The sequence below is a fragment of the Streptomyces sp. NPDC045899 genome, from assembly GCF_056431485.1.
Window position 1 is genome coordinate 327,862 of sequence record NZ_JBWKKP010000002.1, and the last position, 15,035, is coordinate 342,896.

Here is a 15,035-nt window from a genome sequence, read left to right on the forward strand (position 1 = left end):
GGATCGATCGACGTCCCAGCCTAGTCGCCGCGGCCGACCGCCCGCTCAGCCGGTCAGCAGCGTCGCACCGGGCGCCGGACCGGAGGCCGTCCGCACCGCGCGGCAGGTGCCGGAGGCGGCCAGCGCGGCGGCCACGGTCCGGGCGGCCTCGGCGTCCTTGGCCAGGAAGGCGCAGGTCGGGCCGGAGCCGGAGACCAGCGGGGCGAGCGCTCCGGCATCCGCCCCGGCGCGCAGCGTCCCGGCGAGCGAGGGGCGCAGGGAGAGGGCTGCGGGCTGGAGGTCGTTGGTGACCGCGGCGGCGAGCGCCGCCGGGTCCCCGGTGCGCAGGGCCTCCAGGAGCGCCGGGGAGGGCTCGGGGTCGGGGATGTCCGCGACGGTGGCGCCGGTGCCGGACGCCTCGCGGAGCCGGTCGCACTCGCGGTAGACGGCGGGGGTGGACAGACCGCCGTCGGCGACCGCGAACACCCAGTGGAAGGCAGCGCCGGTCTCCAGGGGTTCGAGCAGCTCACCCCGGCCCCGGCCCAGCGCCGCGCCGCCGACCAGGCTGAACGGGACGTCGCTGCCCAGCTCGGCGCAGATCTCCAGCAGCTCCTCACGGGTGGCGCCGGTGCCCCACAACGCGTCACACGCGACCAGCGCCCCGGCCGCGTCCGCGCTGCCGCCCGCCATGCCACCGGCGACCGGGATGTCCTTGGCGATGTGGAGGTGGACGGCGGGGTCGACGCCGTGCCGCGCGGCGAGGGCGAGCGCCGCGCGGGCGGCCAGGTTGTCGTGGTTTTGGGGCACCTGGTGGGCGTCGGCGCCCGCGACGGTGATCCGCAGCGTGTCCGCGGGGGTGGCGGTGACCTCGTCGTAGAGGCCCACCGCGAGGAAGACGTTGGCCAGGTCGTGGAAGCCGTCGGGGCGCAGGCCGCCGACCGCGAGCTGGACATTGACCTTCGCGGGGACGCGGGCGGTCACGGGGCGGATCACGGGTGCGGGGCTCCTCGGGGCGCTGCGGTGCGGGGCTGTGCTGTGTGGTGCGGTGGTACCGGTGGCCATTGTCCCGCGGCCGCGGGGCGGCCCTCGCCGGGGCCCGGCGAGGAGACGGTCAGCCGCCGGCCGGTCCGTGCTCGGCGATGGCCGCGAAGTCCTCCACGGTGAGCGCCTCCCCGCGGGCCTGGGGCGAGATCCCGGCGGCCGTGAGCGCAGCCTCGGCCGCGGCGGCCGAACCGGCCCAGCCCGCGAGTGCCGCCCGCAGCGTCTTGCGGCGCTGTGCGAAGGCGGCGTCCACGACCGCGAAGACCTGTTCCCGGGAGGCGGTGGTGCGGACCGGTTCGGTACGCCGCTCCAGGGAGACCAGTCCGGAGTCCACGTTGGGCGCGGGCCAGAACACAGTGCGCCCGATCGCGCCCGCGCGCTTGACCCGGGCGTACCAGGCGGCCTTCACCGAGGGCACGCCGTAGACCTTGGACCCCGGGGCCGCGGCGAGCCGGTCGGCGACCTCGGACTGCACCATGACGAGCGTCCGCTCGATGCTCGGGAAACCGGCGAGCATATGGAGCAGCACCGGCACGGCGACGTTGTACGGGAGGTTGGCGACCAGCGCGGTCGGGGCGGGCCCGGGGAGCTCGGTGACCCGCAGCGCGTCCTGGTGCACCAGCTCGAACCGGTCGGCACGGCCGGGCAGCCGGGCCTCGACGGTGGCGGGCAGGGCCGCGGCCAGTACGTCGTCGATCTCCACGGCGGTGACCCGGTCGGCGGCCTCCAGCAGGGCGAGGGTCAGCGAGCCCAGTCCGGGGCCGATCTCGACGACCACGTCGTCGGGCCGGACACCGGCGGTGCGCACGATCCGGCGGACTGTGTTGGCGTCGATGACGAAGTTCTGGCCGCGCTGCTTGGTGGGGCGTACGCCGAGCCGGGCCGCGAGCGCGCGGACGTCGGCGGGGCCGAGCAGGACATCGGGGTCGGTGGAGCTCACCGGGGAAGTCTAGGCCGACTTTGCGGCGGGCCGGTCCGGGCTCCGGCGGGAGGGGCCGGGGGCACCCCGGGCGGGCGGGGTGCCCCCGGGTGGCTCACCGGTGCAGGTTGCTGCCGCAGTTCGGCCAGGGGCTGGCACCGCGCTGCACATACAGCTTCTTGGCCCGCTGGGTCTGTTCGGAGGCGGGCGCGTCCTGCGGATTGCCGCTGCCGCCGACCGAGCGCCAGGTCTGCCGGTCCATCTGGTAGAGCCCGCCGTAGCGGCCGCTGGGGTCCACCGCGTCGGCCCGGCCGCCGGACTCGCAGCGCGCCACCGCGTTCCAGTTGAGCCCGTCGCCGCCACCACCGCCACCGGCACCGCCACCACCGGGGGGCGTCGCCGGGGGCGGAGCCGCCCGGGTGCCCACCCGCACGACCTTGGGCACCGGCTCCTTGACCACCTCCGAGCTCAGCTTGTGCGGCCGCTCGCGGACACCGTCGACCGTGAGCACCCGGTAGGTGGTGCGCACCGAGCCCGGCCGTCCCTGGCGTTCGACGATCTCGGTGCCCCTGGGCACCGTGGGGTCCGCGCGCCGGACGGTGGTGAAGGCCAGCGGCTTGTGACGGACCTCCTTGTCGCGGGTGATCCGCGTCACCTTCACGGTCTGGCCGTCGCGCGGGAAGCTGCCCTCGGGCGCAGAGGTGGTGTCGTGGCGGCGCAGGGTGATCCCGGCGTCGTCGAGCGCCTCGCCCACCGTCGCGACGTTGGTGCGCACGGTGTGCTCGCGTCCGTCGGCCGTGAAAGTGACGGTGCGCTCGGTGCGGACGTCCAGGGCCAGTCCGCGCCGGGAGATCCCGGCGGAGCGCGAGGCGGAGAGGAAGGCGCCGTCGGCGCGCACCCCGAGCTGGTTCAGCGCGCCGTCGACGGTACCGGCGGTGGTCCACACCTCGCGGCGTCGGCCGTCGAGGGTGAGGGCGACCGGGCGGCCGTAGCGCACGGCCACCTCGTCACCGTCCTTGAGGCTCTGGCCGGGGGCGGGGGCCACGATGTCGTGACGGCCCACCCGCACCTTCTCCTCGGCCAGCAGTTCGCCGACGTCGTCGGCGAAGGTGTGCAGGGTGCGCTGCTCACCGTCCACGGTGAGGTGCACCGCCTTGTCATGGGCCACGAAGGCGGAGGTGCCTCCGGCCAGAGCGGCGACGACGAGTGCCTGGGGCAGCAGCCGTCGCATGGGATCGGTCCGGGCGGCTGTGCGTTTGCGCCGGGCGGCACGGCGCGCGACGGCGCGTCCGCCCGGGACGGGGTGGCTGTCCTGCGTTCGGCTCACGACCACACTCCACACGTCCGGGGATGGGGCGTATGGGTCCGGGACTGTAGCGGGTGATCGTCACTCTCCAAAGTCACGGCGTCACGCTGTGTCGTGACGCCGTGCGTCCGGCGTCCGGCGTCAGTAACCGAAGGCGCGGGCCGTATTGGCTGCTACGGCGGCCGCGAGCTCGTCCTCGGGGACTCCCTTGACCTCGGCCATGGCCCGCAGGGTGATCGGAATCAAATACGGAGCGTTGGGCCGTCCGCGGTACGGGGCGGGGGTCAGGAAGGGCGCGTCCGTCTCGACCAGGACCCGGTCGAGGGGCGCGACGGCGAGGGCGTCGCGGAGCGGCTGGGCGTTCTTGAACGTCATGTTGCCCGCGAAGGACAGGTAATAGCCCCGTTCGGCGCACACCTCGGCCATGGCGGCGTCACCCGAGTAGCAGTGGAAGACGACGTTCTCGGGCGTACCCTCCTCCGCCAGGATCCGCAACACGTCGTCATGGGCGTCGCGGTCATGGATGACCAGCGCCTTGCCGTGGTCCTTGGCGATGCCGATGTGGCGTCGGAAGGAGTACTCCTGGGCGGCCATGCCCTCGGGGCCGGTGCGGAAGTGGTCCAGGCCGGTCTCGCCGACCCCGCGCACCTGGTCCAGTGCGGCCAGCGTGTCTATCTCGGCGAGGGCGGCGTCCAGCGCCGCCTGGCCGCCGGGCTGCCGCGCGCCCTGGCGGGACCAGCCGTCCGGGTCGCCCAGCACGATCCGGGGCGCCTCGTTGGGGTGCAGGGCGACGGTCGCCCACACGCTCTCGTGGGCGGCGGCGGTCTCCGCCGCCCAGCGGGACCCGGCGACATCACAGCCCACCTGGACGACGGTGGTCACCCCGACGGACGCCGCCTTGGCGAGCGCCTCCTCGACCGTGCCGGTCTGCATGTCCAGATGGGTGTGGGAGTCGGCCACCGGCACCCGCAGCGGTTCGGGCAGCGGCGGGGGCGCGTCCTTTTCCTTTCGCGCTCCGTTCGCCTTCTCGCTGCCGCCGGGTGCCGGTCCTGTTTTCGCCATGACGGCGATTCTATGAATGCCGGTGAATGCGCGGTGAATCGCGTCCGGCCGCTCAGGTGTTCCGCATCGGGCTCATCGGTGCCGGACGGCCCGGTTCTCAGGTGCGGTGGTGCTGAAACGGGTGCAGCAGATCCGAGAGGTGCCAGTGATGCCTGCGGCGCCTGGCGCCGTCCTCGTCCCCCGCCGTGTCCCCCGTCATGCCGCTGCCCTGCGCCGCCGACGCCCCCAGGACGGTGCGCCGCCGCCCGCGCCGCGCACCCTCCAGCGCCGACGCGACCTGGCCCGCCCGCATGATGCGCACCAGATGGCCACCGCAGTTGACGCAGTCGGGGCTCGTGAGCGGGGACCGGACGCGCGTCCCGTCCGTGAAGTACACGACGAAGGCGCGGCCCTCACCGTCCACATGGTGCTCGATGTCGTACGACCGCTCCCAGCCGTGCCCGCACTTCATACAGGCGAAGGCATACGCCTCGTGGGCCACTTCGCCGACCGCCGGGCCGAGAGGGAGACGGGCCGTCGGCCGGACACCGCTCGGGGTTCCCGCTATATCGCTCATGGCAGCTCCTCTTGTCGCGCGGGACAAGGGATCCGGGATGGCCCCGCCCGCGCCGTCCCCACCAGTGGACGCCTTTCCGCGCGATACCGCAGCAGCTGTTCCCCGAGTTTGAGGCAGTTTTGGCGACCGCCTTTGCGAAAGGCCCCGGCGGCTGACCCCGCCTTTGCCTATCCCTACCGCCCTTTACCTTCGCGTGGCCCGTTTCCTGCCGCGTTCTTTGCCGCCACGACGGCGTCGAAGACCTCCCGTTTGGGCACACCCGCCGCCTGGGCGACCGCCGCGATGGCCTCCTTGCGGCGCTCCCCCGCCTCCTCGCGCACCGCGACCCGCCGGGCCAGCTCCTCGGGACCGGCGTCCTCCGGCCCGGGTTCGGCGGCCCCTTCCACCACCACGGTGATCTCGCCGCGCACCCCTTCGGCCGCCCAGGCGGCCAGCTCCCCGAGCGGGCCGCGCCGGACCTCCTCATAGGTCTTGGTCAGCTCCCGGCAGACCGCGGCACGCCGGTCGGCGCCGAACACCTCGGCCATGGCGGCCAGAGTGTCGTCCAGCCGGTGCGGGGCCTCGAAGTACACCAGCGTGCGGCGCTCGGCCTCGACCTCGCGCAGCCGCCCCAGCCGCTCCCCCGCCTTGCGCGGCAGGAAGCCCTCGAAGCAGAAGCGGTCCACCGGCAGCCCGGAGAGCGCCAGCGCGGTGAGCACCGCGGACGGCCCGGGCACCGCGGTGACCTTGATGCCGTGCTCCACGGCGGCGGCGACCAGCCGGTAGCCGGGGTCGGAGACCGAGGGCATCCCGGCGTCGGTGACCAGCAGCACCCGGGCGCCGCCCATGAGCGCCTCGACCAGCTCGGGCGTACGGGCCGACTCATTGCCCTCGAAATAGGACACCACCCGGCCGCCGGGCGTGACCTCCAGCGCCTGGGTGAGACGGCGCAGCCGCCGGGTGTCCTCGGCGGCCACCACATCGGCCGCGGCGAGCTCGGCCGCCAGCCGCGGCGGCGCGTCCGCGGTGTCGCCGATGGGGGTCCCTGCCAGTACGAGCGTTCCAGTCACGCCCACCATCCTCGCAGCCGCGCCGCGCCGCCGTGACGGTGACGACAGCCCGGCCCACCGCAAGTGGACGCCAGTCACAGTCCGCTTCCTTACGATGGCCCGGTGAGCAGTGACACCGCGACCCACGCGCAGCCGGGCCACGCCGCCGGCCAGCACCCCCCGGCCTGGCAGCGCCGGCTGCGCCGCTTCGGCTACGCGGGCCGGCCCCGGTCCGACGTACGCGAGCGGCTGGTCCCGCCGTACCCGCAGCAGGGCGCCCGGCTGTGGGAGACGCTCGGTGCGACCCCCACCGCGGCGGCCCGGATCGCCCGCTGGTCGGGCTGGGCCGGACCGCTGCTCGTCGCGCTCTGCGCCGGGCTGGTCCGCTTCTGGCGGCTGGGCAGCCCGGACAACGTCATATTCGACGAGACGTACTACGCCAAGGACGCCTGGTCACTCTGGGAGTTCGGCTACGAGGGCACCTGGCCGAAGAACGCCAACGAGCAGATCCTCGGCACCCCGCAGCACATCCCGCTCGGCGACGCCGCCGCGTACGTGGTCCACCCGCCGGTCGGCAAGTGGGTCATCGGCATCGGCGAGCAGATCTTCGGGCTGAACCCGTACGGCTGGCGGTTCGTGGTCGCGCTGCTCGGCACGCTGTCGGTGCTGATGCTGTGCCGGATCGGACGGCGGCTGTTCCGCTCGACGTTCCTCGGCTGTCTGGCGGGCGCGCTGCTCGCGGTGGACGGACTGCACTACGTGATGAGCCGCACCGCCCTGCTCGACCTGGTGCTGATGTTCTTCGTGCTGGCCGCCTTCGGCTGTCTGCTGGTGGACCGGGACCATGCGCGGGCCCGGCTCGCCGCGGCGCTGCCGACCCGTGAGGACGGTACGGCCCGGCCGGACCCGGCGGTCGCCTGGAGCCTGAAGCTGGGCCCGCGGCCCTGGCGGATCGCGGCCGCGGTGATGGTGGGCCTGGCCATCGGCACCAAGTGGAGCGGGCTCTACGTGCTGGCCGCCTTCGGGCTGATGACCGTCCTGTGGGACGTGGGCGCACGCCGTCTGGCGGGGGTCAGCAGCCCCTACCGGGCGGTGCTCCGGCGCGATCTGGGCTGGGCGTTCCTGTCCACGGTGCCGGTCGCGCTGGTCACCTACATCGTCTCCTGGTCCGGCTGGTTCGCGACCGCCGGTTCGTACAGCAAGCGCACCGGCTGGCGGGACAGCGGCTACTTCCGCCACTGGGCCGAGACCGACGGCGGCTACAGCAGCGGCGGGGCGTTCTCCTGGCTGCTCAACCCGCTGCGCAGCCTGTGGCACTACGAGACCGAGGTCTACCAGTTCCACGTGGACCTGGACTCGAAGCACGTCTACCAGTCCCAGCCCTGGAGCTGGCTGGTCCAGGGCCGTCCGGTCTCCTACTTCTACGAGTCGCCCAAACCGGGCGAGGCGGGCTGCCCCTCCGGCACCACCGAGAAGTGCGCCCGCGAGGTCCTGGCCATCGGCACCCCGCTGCTGTGGTGGGCGGCCTGCTTCGCGCTGGTGTACCTGCTGTACCGCTGGGCGCTGCGGCGCGACTGGCGGGCGGGCGCGATCCTGTGCGGGGTGGCGGCGGGCTATCTGCCGTGGTTCCTCTACCCGGACCGCACGATCTTCTCCTTCTACGCCGTGGTCTTCGTGCCGTTCCTGTGCCTGGCGGTGGCGATGATGATCGGCGCGATGCTGGGGCCGCCGGGGGCCTCGGAGACCCGGCGGGTGGTGGGCACCGTCGGCTCCGGAGCGCTGATCCTGCTCATCATCTGGAACTTCATCTACTTCTTCCCGCTCTACACCGGCCAGACCCTTCCGATCGACGCCTGGCGGGCGCGGATGTGGCTGGACTCCTGGATCTGAACCGGGCCCCGGAACCCGCCGTCCGCCGGGCTTCCGGGCCCCCGGACGGGGGCTCCGGCGGTGGCGGCGGACCCCGTCGGGGATGCCGGTAGAGTGCCTCCACCACGGCCTCCATCGGACTGGTGGGGGAATTCGAGGACTGTGGGGGTCTGCAATGCGGAGTGGCGCGAGAGCCGCGATCGCCGGTGCGCTGTTCGCCGCCATGATCGGTACGGCCGGTTGCGGCGGGGGTGGGGACGACACGTCGGGAGGGAAGAACGGCGCGAACGCCGGGGGCGACAACAACTCCCTGAAGAGCGCGAAGACCGGCCCGCCCAGCGCGGCCGAGGTCAGGACCACCGCCAGGGAGTTCCTCGCGGCGTGGTCGTCCGGATCGGCGGCGAAGGCCGCGGCGCTCACCGATGACACCGAGGCGGCCACCACGGCACTCACCGGGTACCGGAAGAAGGCCCATGTCGGCAAGGTGGCGCTGGAGCCGGGGAAGCCGAGCGGCCGGACCGTGCCGTTCTCGGTGAACGCCCGGATCTCCTACGGCGGCCGCCAGGTCCCGCTGACCTACGCCTCCTCGCTCACGGTCACCCGCGACACCGGCTCGGGCAAGGCCGTCGTCGACTGGAAGCCGTCGGTGGTGCACCCCAAGCTGCGCGCCGGTGACACCCTGAGGACCGGTGAGGCCGACGCCCCGCCGATCAAGGCCGTGGACCGCGACGGCGCGGAGCTGAGCGCCGAGGACCACCCGACGCTGAAGACCGTCCTCGCCGGACTGCGCGAGCGCTACGGCAAGAAGGCGGGCGGCACGGCCGGGGTCGAGACCTGGATCGCCCGCGCCAAGGGGTCCAAGTCCCCCGACGAGACGCTGAAGGTGCTCTCCAAGGGCACCCCCGGCACCCTGCGCACCACGATCGACGCGGGGCTCCAGCGCACCGCCGAGCGGGCGGTGAGCAAGCGTGCCAAGGCGTCGGTGGTCGCCGTGAAGCCCAGCACCGGGGAGATACTGGCGGTGGCCAACTCCCCCGCGAACGGCTTCAACGCGGCCCTCCAGGGCTCCTACGCACCCGGCTCCACGATGAAGGTCATCACCTCGGCCACCCTGATCGACAAGGGTCTGGCCGCGTACGGCAAGGCGCACCCGTGCCCCAAGTACTCCTCGTACGGCGGCTGGAAGTTCCAGAACGACGACAAGTTCGAGATCAAGGGCGGCACCTTCGAGCAGAGCTTCGCCCGCTCCTGCAACACCGCCTTCATCAGCCAGGCCGCGAAGCTGAAGGACGACGACCTCACCAAGGAGGCCCGGGACGTCTTCGGCATCGGCCTCAACTGGCAGACGGGCGTGCCCTCCTTCGACGGCGCGGTGCCGGTGCAGTCCGCGGCCTCCAAGGCCGCCTCGCTGATCGGCCAGGGCGGGGTGCGGATGAACCCGCTCAACATGGCGTCGGTCTCGGCCACCGCCTCCACCGGTGTCTTCCGCCAGCCGTACCTGGTCGCGCCGTCGCTGGACGACCGGACGCTGGCCAAGGCCCCGCGCACCATGAAGCCGGGCACCCGCGAGCAGCTGCGCAAGCTGATGCACCTGACCGCCACCTCCGGCACCGCCGCGGAGGCCATGTCCGGGATGAGCGGCGACTTCGGCGCCAAGACCGGTTCGGCCGAGGTCGACGGCCAGAAGCAGCCCAACGGCTGGTTCACCGCCTACCGCGGTGACCTGGCCGCGGCCGGTGTGGTCCCCGAGGGCGGCCACGGCGGTGACACCGCGGGCCCGATCGTGGCCTCGGTGCTGCGCGCGGGCTGACGGCGGACCCGGACGGGCAAAGGGGGCCGGGCGGGCGCGGGAACTCCGCGTCCGCCCGGCCCTTCTGGCTGCCGGTCAGCTGAGCGGGTGGCCCGTGGTGCTGTCCACATGGGTCGGGATCCCGCCCTCGTGGCGGTCCCCGGTCGTCCGCGTGCCGGAGGGCTCGACCATGAGGATCGAGGCCCCGGGAGAGGACGGCTTGTGCTCGGTGCCCCGGGGGACGGTGAAGGTGTCGCCGCGCCGCAGGACGACGGTGGTCTCGGTGCCGTCGGCGTCCCTCAGCGCGATGTCGAAGCGGCCGTCGAGGACGAGGAAGAACTCGTCGGTGTCGTCGTGGACGTGCCAGATGTGTTCGCCCCGGGTGTGGGCGATCCGGATGTCGTAGTCGTTGATCCGGCCCACGACGCGGGGGCTGTAGACGTCGTCGAAGGAGGCCAGCGCCTCGGTGAGGTTGACGGGTGCAAGGTCCATGCCCCGATCCTCCGCGGCGGGTCCGGACGCCGTCTTGAACGCCGGTGCGCGTCCCGGACGGGGCCTAGCGGCTCCCGGCGGACAGTTCGCCCAGCAGCCGCCAGGTGCGCCGCCGGTCCTCCGCGGTGCCCATACCGGTCTGGGAGACGATCAGCTCGGTGGCGCCCGCCTCGATGTGGCGGCGGAGCTCGGCCGCCACGGTCTCCTCGTCGCCGATCGCCATGACGTCCCCGGCCCGTTCCACCCCCGCGCGGTCCAGGATCTCGCGGTAGGACGGGATGCCCTCGTAGAAGGCGAACTGTTCGCGGGCCCGCCGCCGTACCGCGTCCGTATCGACCGTGACCAGCGCGGGGACCATGGCGACCACCCGCGGGGCGGGCCTCCCGGCCGCCCGTGCCGCGGCGCCGATGGTGGGCATGACGTAGTCCGCCAGCGCCCGGGGCGCGGCGAGGAAGGGCACCGTACCGTCGGCCAGTTCCCCGGTGGCGCGCAGCGCCTGCGGGCCCATCGCGGCGACCAGGACCGGGGGCGCCTCCGCTCCCGCCACGGAGACCGGGCCGTAGACGGTGCGGGCGCGCAGGGTCTCGCCGACGAAGTCGGCCGCGCCCTCGCGCAGCAGACCGCCCAGCACCGTGAGGTACTCGCGCAGGTGCCGGATGGGCCGGTCGAAGGGGACCCCGAAGCTCTCCTCCACGAAGCTCTTGCCGGAGAGCCCCAGGCCGAGCTGGAACCGTCCGGCGGAGGCCGCCTGGGCGGTGCGCGCCTGCGCGGCGAGGGTGATCGGATGCCGGGGGTAGACCGGCACCACACTGGTGCCGGTCCGGATCCCGGGGACGGCCTGACCGGCGAGCGCGGCCAGCGTCACCGCGTCGACGTCCTGGCGCTGGGCGAACCACACCGCGCCGATCCCGGCCGCGGCGGCCTCCTGGACCTGACCGAGCAGTTCGGTGACCAGATTGCCGGTGTGGTCGTCACCGGCGGGCAGGGCGATACCCAGCAACATCCGCATATCTCCTCTTCAGGGCGTTATCGGTCTTTCAGGGTGATGTAGAGCTTCCGGGTCTTGTGACATTGCTGACGTCCCGCTGGTGCGCGGCGTACGGACGAGCCGCCTCCAAGCGCGTGAAACCGCTAACCCGGCGGGTCCGGACCTCATTCCGGTACCGGGGAAATGCCCTCGCGTGGCTCAGCGGCGCCCCGATAGCGTCAAGGCCATGGCCATTCCGGATTCCGCAGCTCATCCACGGTTCGCCGACGCCTTGCGCGAACTCGGCCTGGAGGTGGAGGTGCGGGCCTTCCCCGACGCGGTCCGCACCGCGGCCCAGGCCGCCGCGGCGCTCGGCTGCGAACTCAGCCAGATCGTGAAGTCCCTGGTCTTCGAGGCCGACGGCACACCGGTGCTGGTGCTGGTGGACGGCGCCTCACGGGTCGACGTCGAGCGGGTGCGCGAGGAGCTCGGCGCCGGATCCGTCCGGCGCGCCGACCCGTCGGTGGTCCGGGAGACCACGGGCTACGCCATCGGCGGGGTGCCGCCCTTCGGCCACCGGGTGCGCACCCGGGTGCTGGCCGACCGCGGACTGCTCGGCCACCCGGTGGTGTGGGCCGCCGCGGGCACCCCGCACACGGTGTTCCCGCTGCCCCCGGCCGAGTTGGTCACCCACGCCGGAGCCACCGTGGCGGACGTGCGCGAGCGCACCGCGTGACCCCGCTCGTCGCGGTCGCGGTGCTCATCGCGGCCATCACCCACGCCAGTTGGAACGCCATCGCGCACGGCATACGCGACCAGCTGCTCGCCTTCACCCTGGTCGGCGGCGGCGGGGCGGTGTGCGGCCTTGCGATGGCCGCCTTCACCCCGGTGCCGGACGCCGCCGCCTGGCCGTATCTGCTGGCCTCCGCGGTGGTGCACGTCATCTACTACGTCCTGCTGATGCGGTCGTTCCACCTCGGTGACTTCGGCCAGATGTATCCCATCGCACGTGGCACCGCGCCCCTGGTGGTGACCGTGCTGGCCGCGGTCTTCGTCGGCGAGACCCCGGACGCCTGGCAGGCGACGGGGATCGCGCTCGCCTCGGCGGGGCTGCTGGGCGTGGCGCTGTGGGGCGTCCGGGGCGGCCGTCGGGCCGCTGCCGACGCCACGGCGAACGGCTCCACGGCGAACGGCGGACGGCCCTGGCTGGCGCTCACCGCGGCGGTCGCCACCGGTCTGTCCATCGCCGCGTACACGGTGATCGACGGCCTCGGTGTGCGCGCCTCCGGCAGCTCGATGGGCTATATCGCCTGGCTGATGATCCTGGAGGGCTTCGCCGTCCCGGTGTACGCCCTGGCGGTCCGCCGCCGCGCGCTGATCGGGCAGCTGCGCCCGGTCGCGCTGCGCGGGCTGCTCGGCGGGGTGCTGTCGGTCTTCGCGTACGGCCTGGTGCTGTGGGCGCAGACACGGGCGCCGCTGGCCCCGATCGCGGCGCTCCGCGAGTCGTCGATCATCGTGGGCGCGGCGATCGGCGCGCTCTTCTTCAAGGAGCGGTTCGGCGCCCCGAGGATCGTGGCGGCCGGGCTGATGGTGGCGGGCATCGGCCTGATGCTGCACGCCGGTTGACCCCTCGCGACGGCCCGCGACACACCGCGGCGCCCGGGTGGAGCCGGTCCAGCCGGTGCCCGCACCGGGGCATATGGGAGCGGTCGCCGAGATGCTCCTGCTGATCAGCGACAACGCGTGGAGCACGGCGATCGTCAAAGCGCTGGTCGACGACGCCGCCTACGTACCGCTCCTCTTCCAGCGGGGCTACAGCTGGCGCGGCACCCGGCTCACCAATGTGCACACCAGTGACGCGTACTCCGGCGGCTATGACGTGGCGACCCTGGGGGTCAAGGGCTGACGCCGTACGCGGAAGGGCCCCCGCCCGGGGGCACGGCCGGGCGGGGACGGCTGGGGCGGGTCACCCCTCGCGGGGTGACGGCACGGCGTTCGCGACGGCTTCGGCGACACCGGGTGGCGCGGGTACCGGGGTGGGTGCCGGAGCGGATGGCGCGGTGGGTTCCCCACGGCGGGGCCGTCCCGCCTTGATGCGCTCCACGGCGTCGAGCAGATCCCGCTGCCCGACCCGGTTCCGCCCGGTGCGCAGCACCTCCGCCGCCGCGTCGATCACCGCGCGGCAGATGTCCCGCCCGGTGACGTCGTCGACCTCGGCCAGGGCCTCGGGTGAGACGGTGTCGTCCCGGGGCAGGGCCTCGGGGAGGTGGCGCCGCCAGATCTCGGTGCGGGCCGCCCGATCCGGGTTGGGGAACCGGACATGCCACACCCTGCTGTCGAACGCGGTGTCATACGCGGTCACCAGGTTGGTGGCGAACACCACCAGCCCCTCATGGCTGTCCAGCGCGGTGAGCATCTCGCTGCGCATGGCGTTCACCGCGGTCTCCGAGCCGTGGCTCGTGGTCTCGAACCGCGCGGACATCAGTGAGTCCGCCTCGTCGAGGAAGAGCACCGCGCCCTGCTCACGGGCGGCGTGGAAGAGCGCCGCGAGGTTCTTCGGACCCTCCCCGTGGAACTTGCTCTCCAACTGCGAGCCCCGGGCCGCGATCACGGGGCGGCCCAGCCGGTCGGCGATGGCGTGCGCGGCGAGGGTCTTACCGGTGCCTGGCCCGCCTTCGAGGTTCACCGCCGAGCTGGGGTGCGGCTGGATGCTCCGCAGCCCCCAGTCGTCGAACAGCACCCCGCGCCGCTCCACGGTGTGCACCGCGCGCAGCAACTGGTCCAGGGTCCCTTCGGGCAGCACCAGGCGTTCGAAGGTGTACAGCGGGGCGGTCGCGGTGAACCACCGGGCCCGTTCGGCCGTCGACGGTTCGTCCGGGCCGGGCACCGGGTCCGCCGCGTCCGGTATCCGCTCGTCCGCCGGCCGGGGGCGGTTGGTGAGGGTCACGGTGAGCGGGCGCGGCCCGTGGCTGACGCTGAACGCCTTGGCGGCGGCGATCAGCCGGGTTCGCAGCAGCCCCGCCTCGACGGCGTCGGCGCTCCGGGGGATACCGCTGACCGCGAAGGAGTGGCGGACGGCCCCCGCCGTGTGTGCCCCGGGGTGTTCGGTGGCCGCGGTGGCGCGGGCCCCGGTCCGTCCATGGCTCTTCACCGGGCTCTCTCCTCCCTGGGTGGCGGCGCGGATGGCGGCTCGGCGGGTCATCCCCATACGGCGACCTGGTGGGCGGCGTGGGCGCGGCGTACCCGCTCGTCGGCCTGTTTGCCCTCGACGCGGCGGCTGTCGACGAACTTCTCCAGGGAGGTGTCGAACAGGCCCTGGATATAGGTGACGTTGCCGTTGCGGATGTCCTCGGCGACGGTGATGGCGCGCAGGTCGGGGTCGGTCTGGAGCCGCTCGCCACGGGCGCGGAACCAGTCGGTGAGGAATTCGATGGTCACCATGACGACGTAGACCACCGCGACGGCGCCCAGGCCGCCGAGCGCGACGAGGACCATGGCCAGCAGACTCAGCATGACGGTGCAGCCTCTCCGAAGACGATGAGATCGGTGTCCCCGAAGGCGTCGGACAGTTCGTCGTCCAGCCTCCGGGCCCGGCAGATCCAGACCGGGGCGGGCGTGCCGGTCCCGCCGTCGCCACCGCCGTCGCGGCTCCGGCCCCGCCGGTGCTCGCGGTTCCGCCGGTCCTCGCGGTGGCCGTCGCTCTCGCCGCGGCCGTCGCCCAGCGGGGTGCCCTCCGCGTCCAGGAAGAAGGTCTGGACGAGGAACTCATCGCCCGTGCGGCGGCGGAGGACCGCGCCGGCCGTCGCGCCGGGCGCCTGGGAATGGTTGGTGACCAGGAAGTCGACCACGTCGGCGTAGCCGAGGACATCACGCAGCGGCGGGCGCTTGGCGTTGAGTTCGTCCCTGGCCTCGCTGATGCGGTCGCCCCATTTGATGAGGGATTCGATCCGGCGGAGCATGGTGTCGGCGGTGCCCAGCAGACGGTCGGACGTCGCCCCGTCCCGCGCTGCGCGGTGTTCGGACATGG

16 protein-coding genes are annotated in these 15,035 nt (G+C 73.5%); 5 read left to right on the forward strand and 11 right to left on the reverse strand.

Features of this window, described 5'->3' with window-relative positions; all coding sequences use genetic code 11:
* Nucleotides 1-45: 45 nt before the first annotated feature.
* From AC07FT_RS04025 to rsmI, 6 genes are all read right to left on the reverse strand, one after another.
* Entirely contained in the window at nucleotides 46-972 is a 927-nt protein-coding gene (locus tag AC07FT_RS04025; RefSeq protein ID WP_479173765.1) for a 4-(cytidine 5'-diphospho)-2-C-methyl-D-erythritol kinase, read from the reverse strand.
* Nucleotides 973-1,090: 118 nt separating this feature from the next.
* The gene (gene rsmA, locus AC07FT_RS04030; RefSeq protein ID WP_479173767.1) at nucleotides 1,091-1,960 is read right to left on the reverse strand and encodes a 16S rRNA (adenine(1518)-N(6)/adenine(1519)-N(6))-dimethyltransferase RsmA; all 870 of its coding nucleotides are present in this window, start codon (nucleotides 1,958-1,960) and stop codon (nucleotides 1,091-1,093) included.
* A 94-nt stretch (nucleotides 1,961-2,054) separates the two neighbouring features.
* Nucleotides 2,055-3,266, reverse strand: a complete 1,212-nt coding sequence (locus tag AC07FT_RS04035; RefSeq protein ID WP_479173769.1) for a ubiquitin-like domain-containing protein — start codon at nucleotides 3,264-3,266, stop codon at nucleotides 2,055-2,057.
* A 120-nt stretch (nucleotides 3,267-3,386) separates the two neighbouring features.
* Nucleotides 3,387-4,307 carry a TatD family hydrolase gene (locus AC07FT_RS04040; protein WP_479173771.1) on the reverse strand — a complete coding sequence of 307 codons (921 nt, stop codon included), beginning with the start codon at nucleotides 4,305-4,307 and terminating at the stop codon, nucleotides 3,387-3,389.
* A 97-nt stretch (nucleotides 4,308-4,404) separates the two neighbouring features.
* A complete protein-coding gene (locus AC07FT_RS04045) occupies nucleotides 4,405-4,863 on the reverse strand; it encodes a hypothetical protein (protein WP_479173772.1) in 459 nt (152 codons plus the stop codon).
* 173 nt (nucleotides 4,864-5,036) lie between these two features.
* Nucleotides 5,037-5,912: a 16S rRNA (cytidine(1402)-2'-O)-methyltransferase gene (gene rsmI / locus AC07FT_RS04050; protein WP_471194418.1), complete on the reverse strand. Its 876-nt coding sequence runs from the start codon at nucleotides 5,910-5,912 to the stop codon at nucleotides 5,037-5,039.
* Between the two features lie 102 nt (nucleotides 5,913-6,014).
* On the opposite strand from rsmI, the gene AC07FT_RS04055 reads away from it, so the two are divergent.
* Both AC07FT_RS04055 and AC07FT_RS04060 read left to right on the forward strand, forming a co-directional pair.
* Nucleotides 6,015-7,781, forward strand: coding sequence for a dolichyl-phosphate-mannose--protein mannosyltransferase (locus AC07FT_RS04055; protein ID WP_479173773.1), 1,767 nt, complete (start codon nucleotides 6,015-6,017; stop codon nucleotides 7,779-7,781).
* 154 nt (nucleotides 7,782-7,935) lie between these two features.
* A complete protein-coding gene (locus AC07FT_RS04060) occupies nucleotides 7,936-9,570 on the forward strand; it encodes a penicillin-binding transpeptidase domain-containing protein (protein ID WP_479173775.1) in 1,635 nt (544 codons plus the stop codon).
* A gap of 75 nt (nucleotides 9,571-9,645) precedes the next feature.
* Here AC07FT_RS04060 and AC07FT_RS04065 read toward each other — a convergent pair whose 3' ends face one another.
* Both AC07FT_RS04065 and AC07FT_RS04070 read right to left on the reverse strand, forming a co-directional pair.
* Nucleotides 9,646-10,041: a cupin domain-containing protein gene (locus tag AC07FT_RS04065; RefSeq protein ID WP_479173777.1), complete on the reverse strand. Its 396-nt coding sequence runs from the start codon at nucleotides 10,039-10,041 to the stop codon at nucleotides 9,646-9,648.
* A gap of 64 nt (nucleotides 10,042-10,105) precedes the next feature.
* Complete coding sequence (locus AC07FT_RS04070; protein ID WP_479173968.1) at nucleotides 10,106-11,044, reverse strand: TIGR03564 family F420-dependent LLM class oxidoreductase; 939 nt, start codon at nucleotides 11,042-11,044, stop codon at nucleotides 10,106-10,108.
* 211 nt (nucleotides 11,045-11,255) lie between these two features.
* Here AC07FT_RS04070 and AC07FT_RS04075 point away from each other — a divergent pair, with 211 nt between their 5' ends.
* The 3 genes from AC07FT_RS04075 to AC07FT_RS04085 are packed head-to-tail and all read left to right on the forward strand — an operon-like array spanning nucleotide 11,256 to nucleotide 12,914.
* Nucleotides 11,256-11,744: a YbaK/EbsC family protein gene (locus AC07FT_RS04075; protein WP_479173778.1), complete on the forward strand. Its 489-nt coding sequence runs from the start codon at nucleotides 11,256-11,258 to the stop codon at nucleotides 11,742-11,744.
* Nucleotides 11,741-12,634: an EamA family transporter gene (locus tag AC07FT_RS04080; RefSeq protein WP_479173780.1), complete on the forward strand. Its 894-nt coding sequence runs from the start codon at nucleotides 11,741-11,743 to the stop codon at nucleotides 12,632-12,634. Before AC07FT_RS04075 ends, AC07FT_RS04080 begins: the two co-directional genes overlap by 4 nt.
* Before the next feature lie 55 nt (nucleotides 12,635-12,689).
* Nucleotides 12,690-12,914 carry a hypothetical protein gene (locus AC07FT_RS04085; RefSeq protein WP_479173781.1) on the forward strand — a complete coding sequence of 75 codons (225 nt, stop codon included), beginning with the start codon at nucleotides 12,690-12,692 and terminating at the stop codon, nucleotides 12,912-12,914.
* Between the two features lie 60 nt (nucleotides 12,915-12,974).
* Here AC07FT_RS04085 and AC07FT_RS04090 read toward each other — a convergent pair whose 3' ends face one another.
* Genes AC07FT_RS04090 through AC07FT_RS04100 form a run of 3 tightly spaced genes read right to left on the reverse strand, consistent with a single transcriptional unit; the run spans nucleotide 12,975 to nucleotide 15,033 of the window.
* Entirely contained in the window at nucleotides 12,975-14,159 is a 1,185-nt protein-coding gene (locus tag AC07FT_RS04090; protein WP_479173782.1) for an ATP-binding protein, read from the reverse strand.
* A gap of 47 nt (nucleotides 14,160-14,206) precedes the next feature.
* Nucleotides 14,207-14,521, reverse strand: coding sequence for a hypothetical protein (locus AC07FT_RS04095; RefSeq protein ID WP_471194448.1), 315 nt, complete (start codon nucleotides 14,519-14,521; stop codon nucleotides 14,207-14,209).
* Nucleotides 14,515-15,033, reverse strand: coding sequence for a hypothetical protein (locus AC07FT_RS04100; RefSeq protein ID WP_479173784.1), 519 nt, complete (start codon nucleotides 15,031-15,033; stop codon nucleotides 14,515-14,517). The genes AC07FT_RS04095 and AC07FT_RS04100 overlap by 7 nt, the downstream gene beginning before the upstream one ends.
* Nucleotides 15,034-15,035 lie beyond the last annotated feature (2 nt).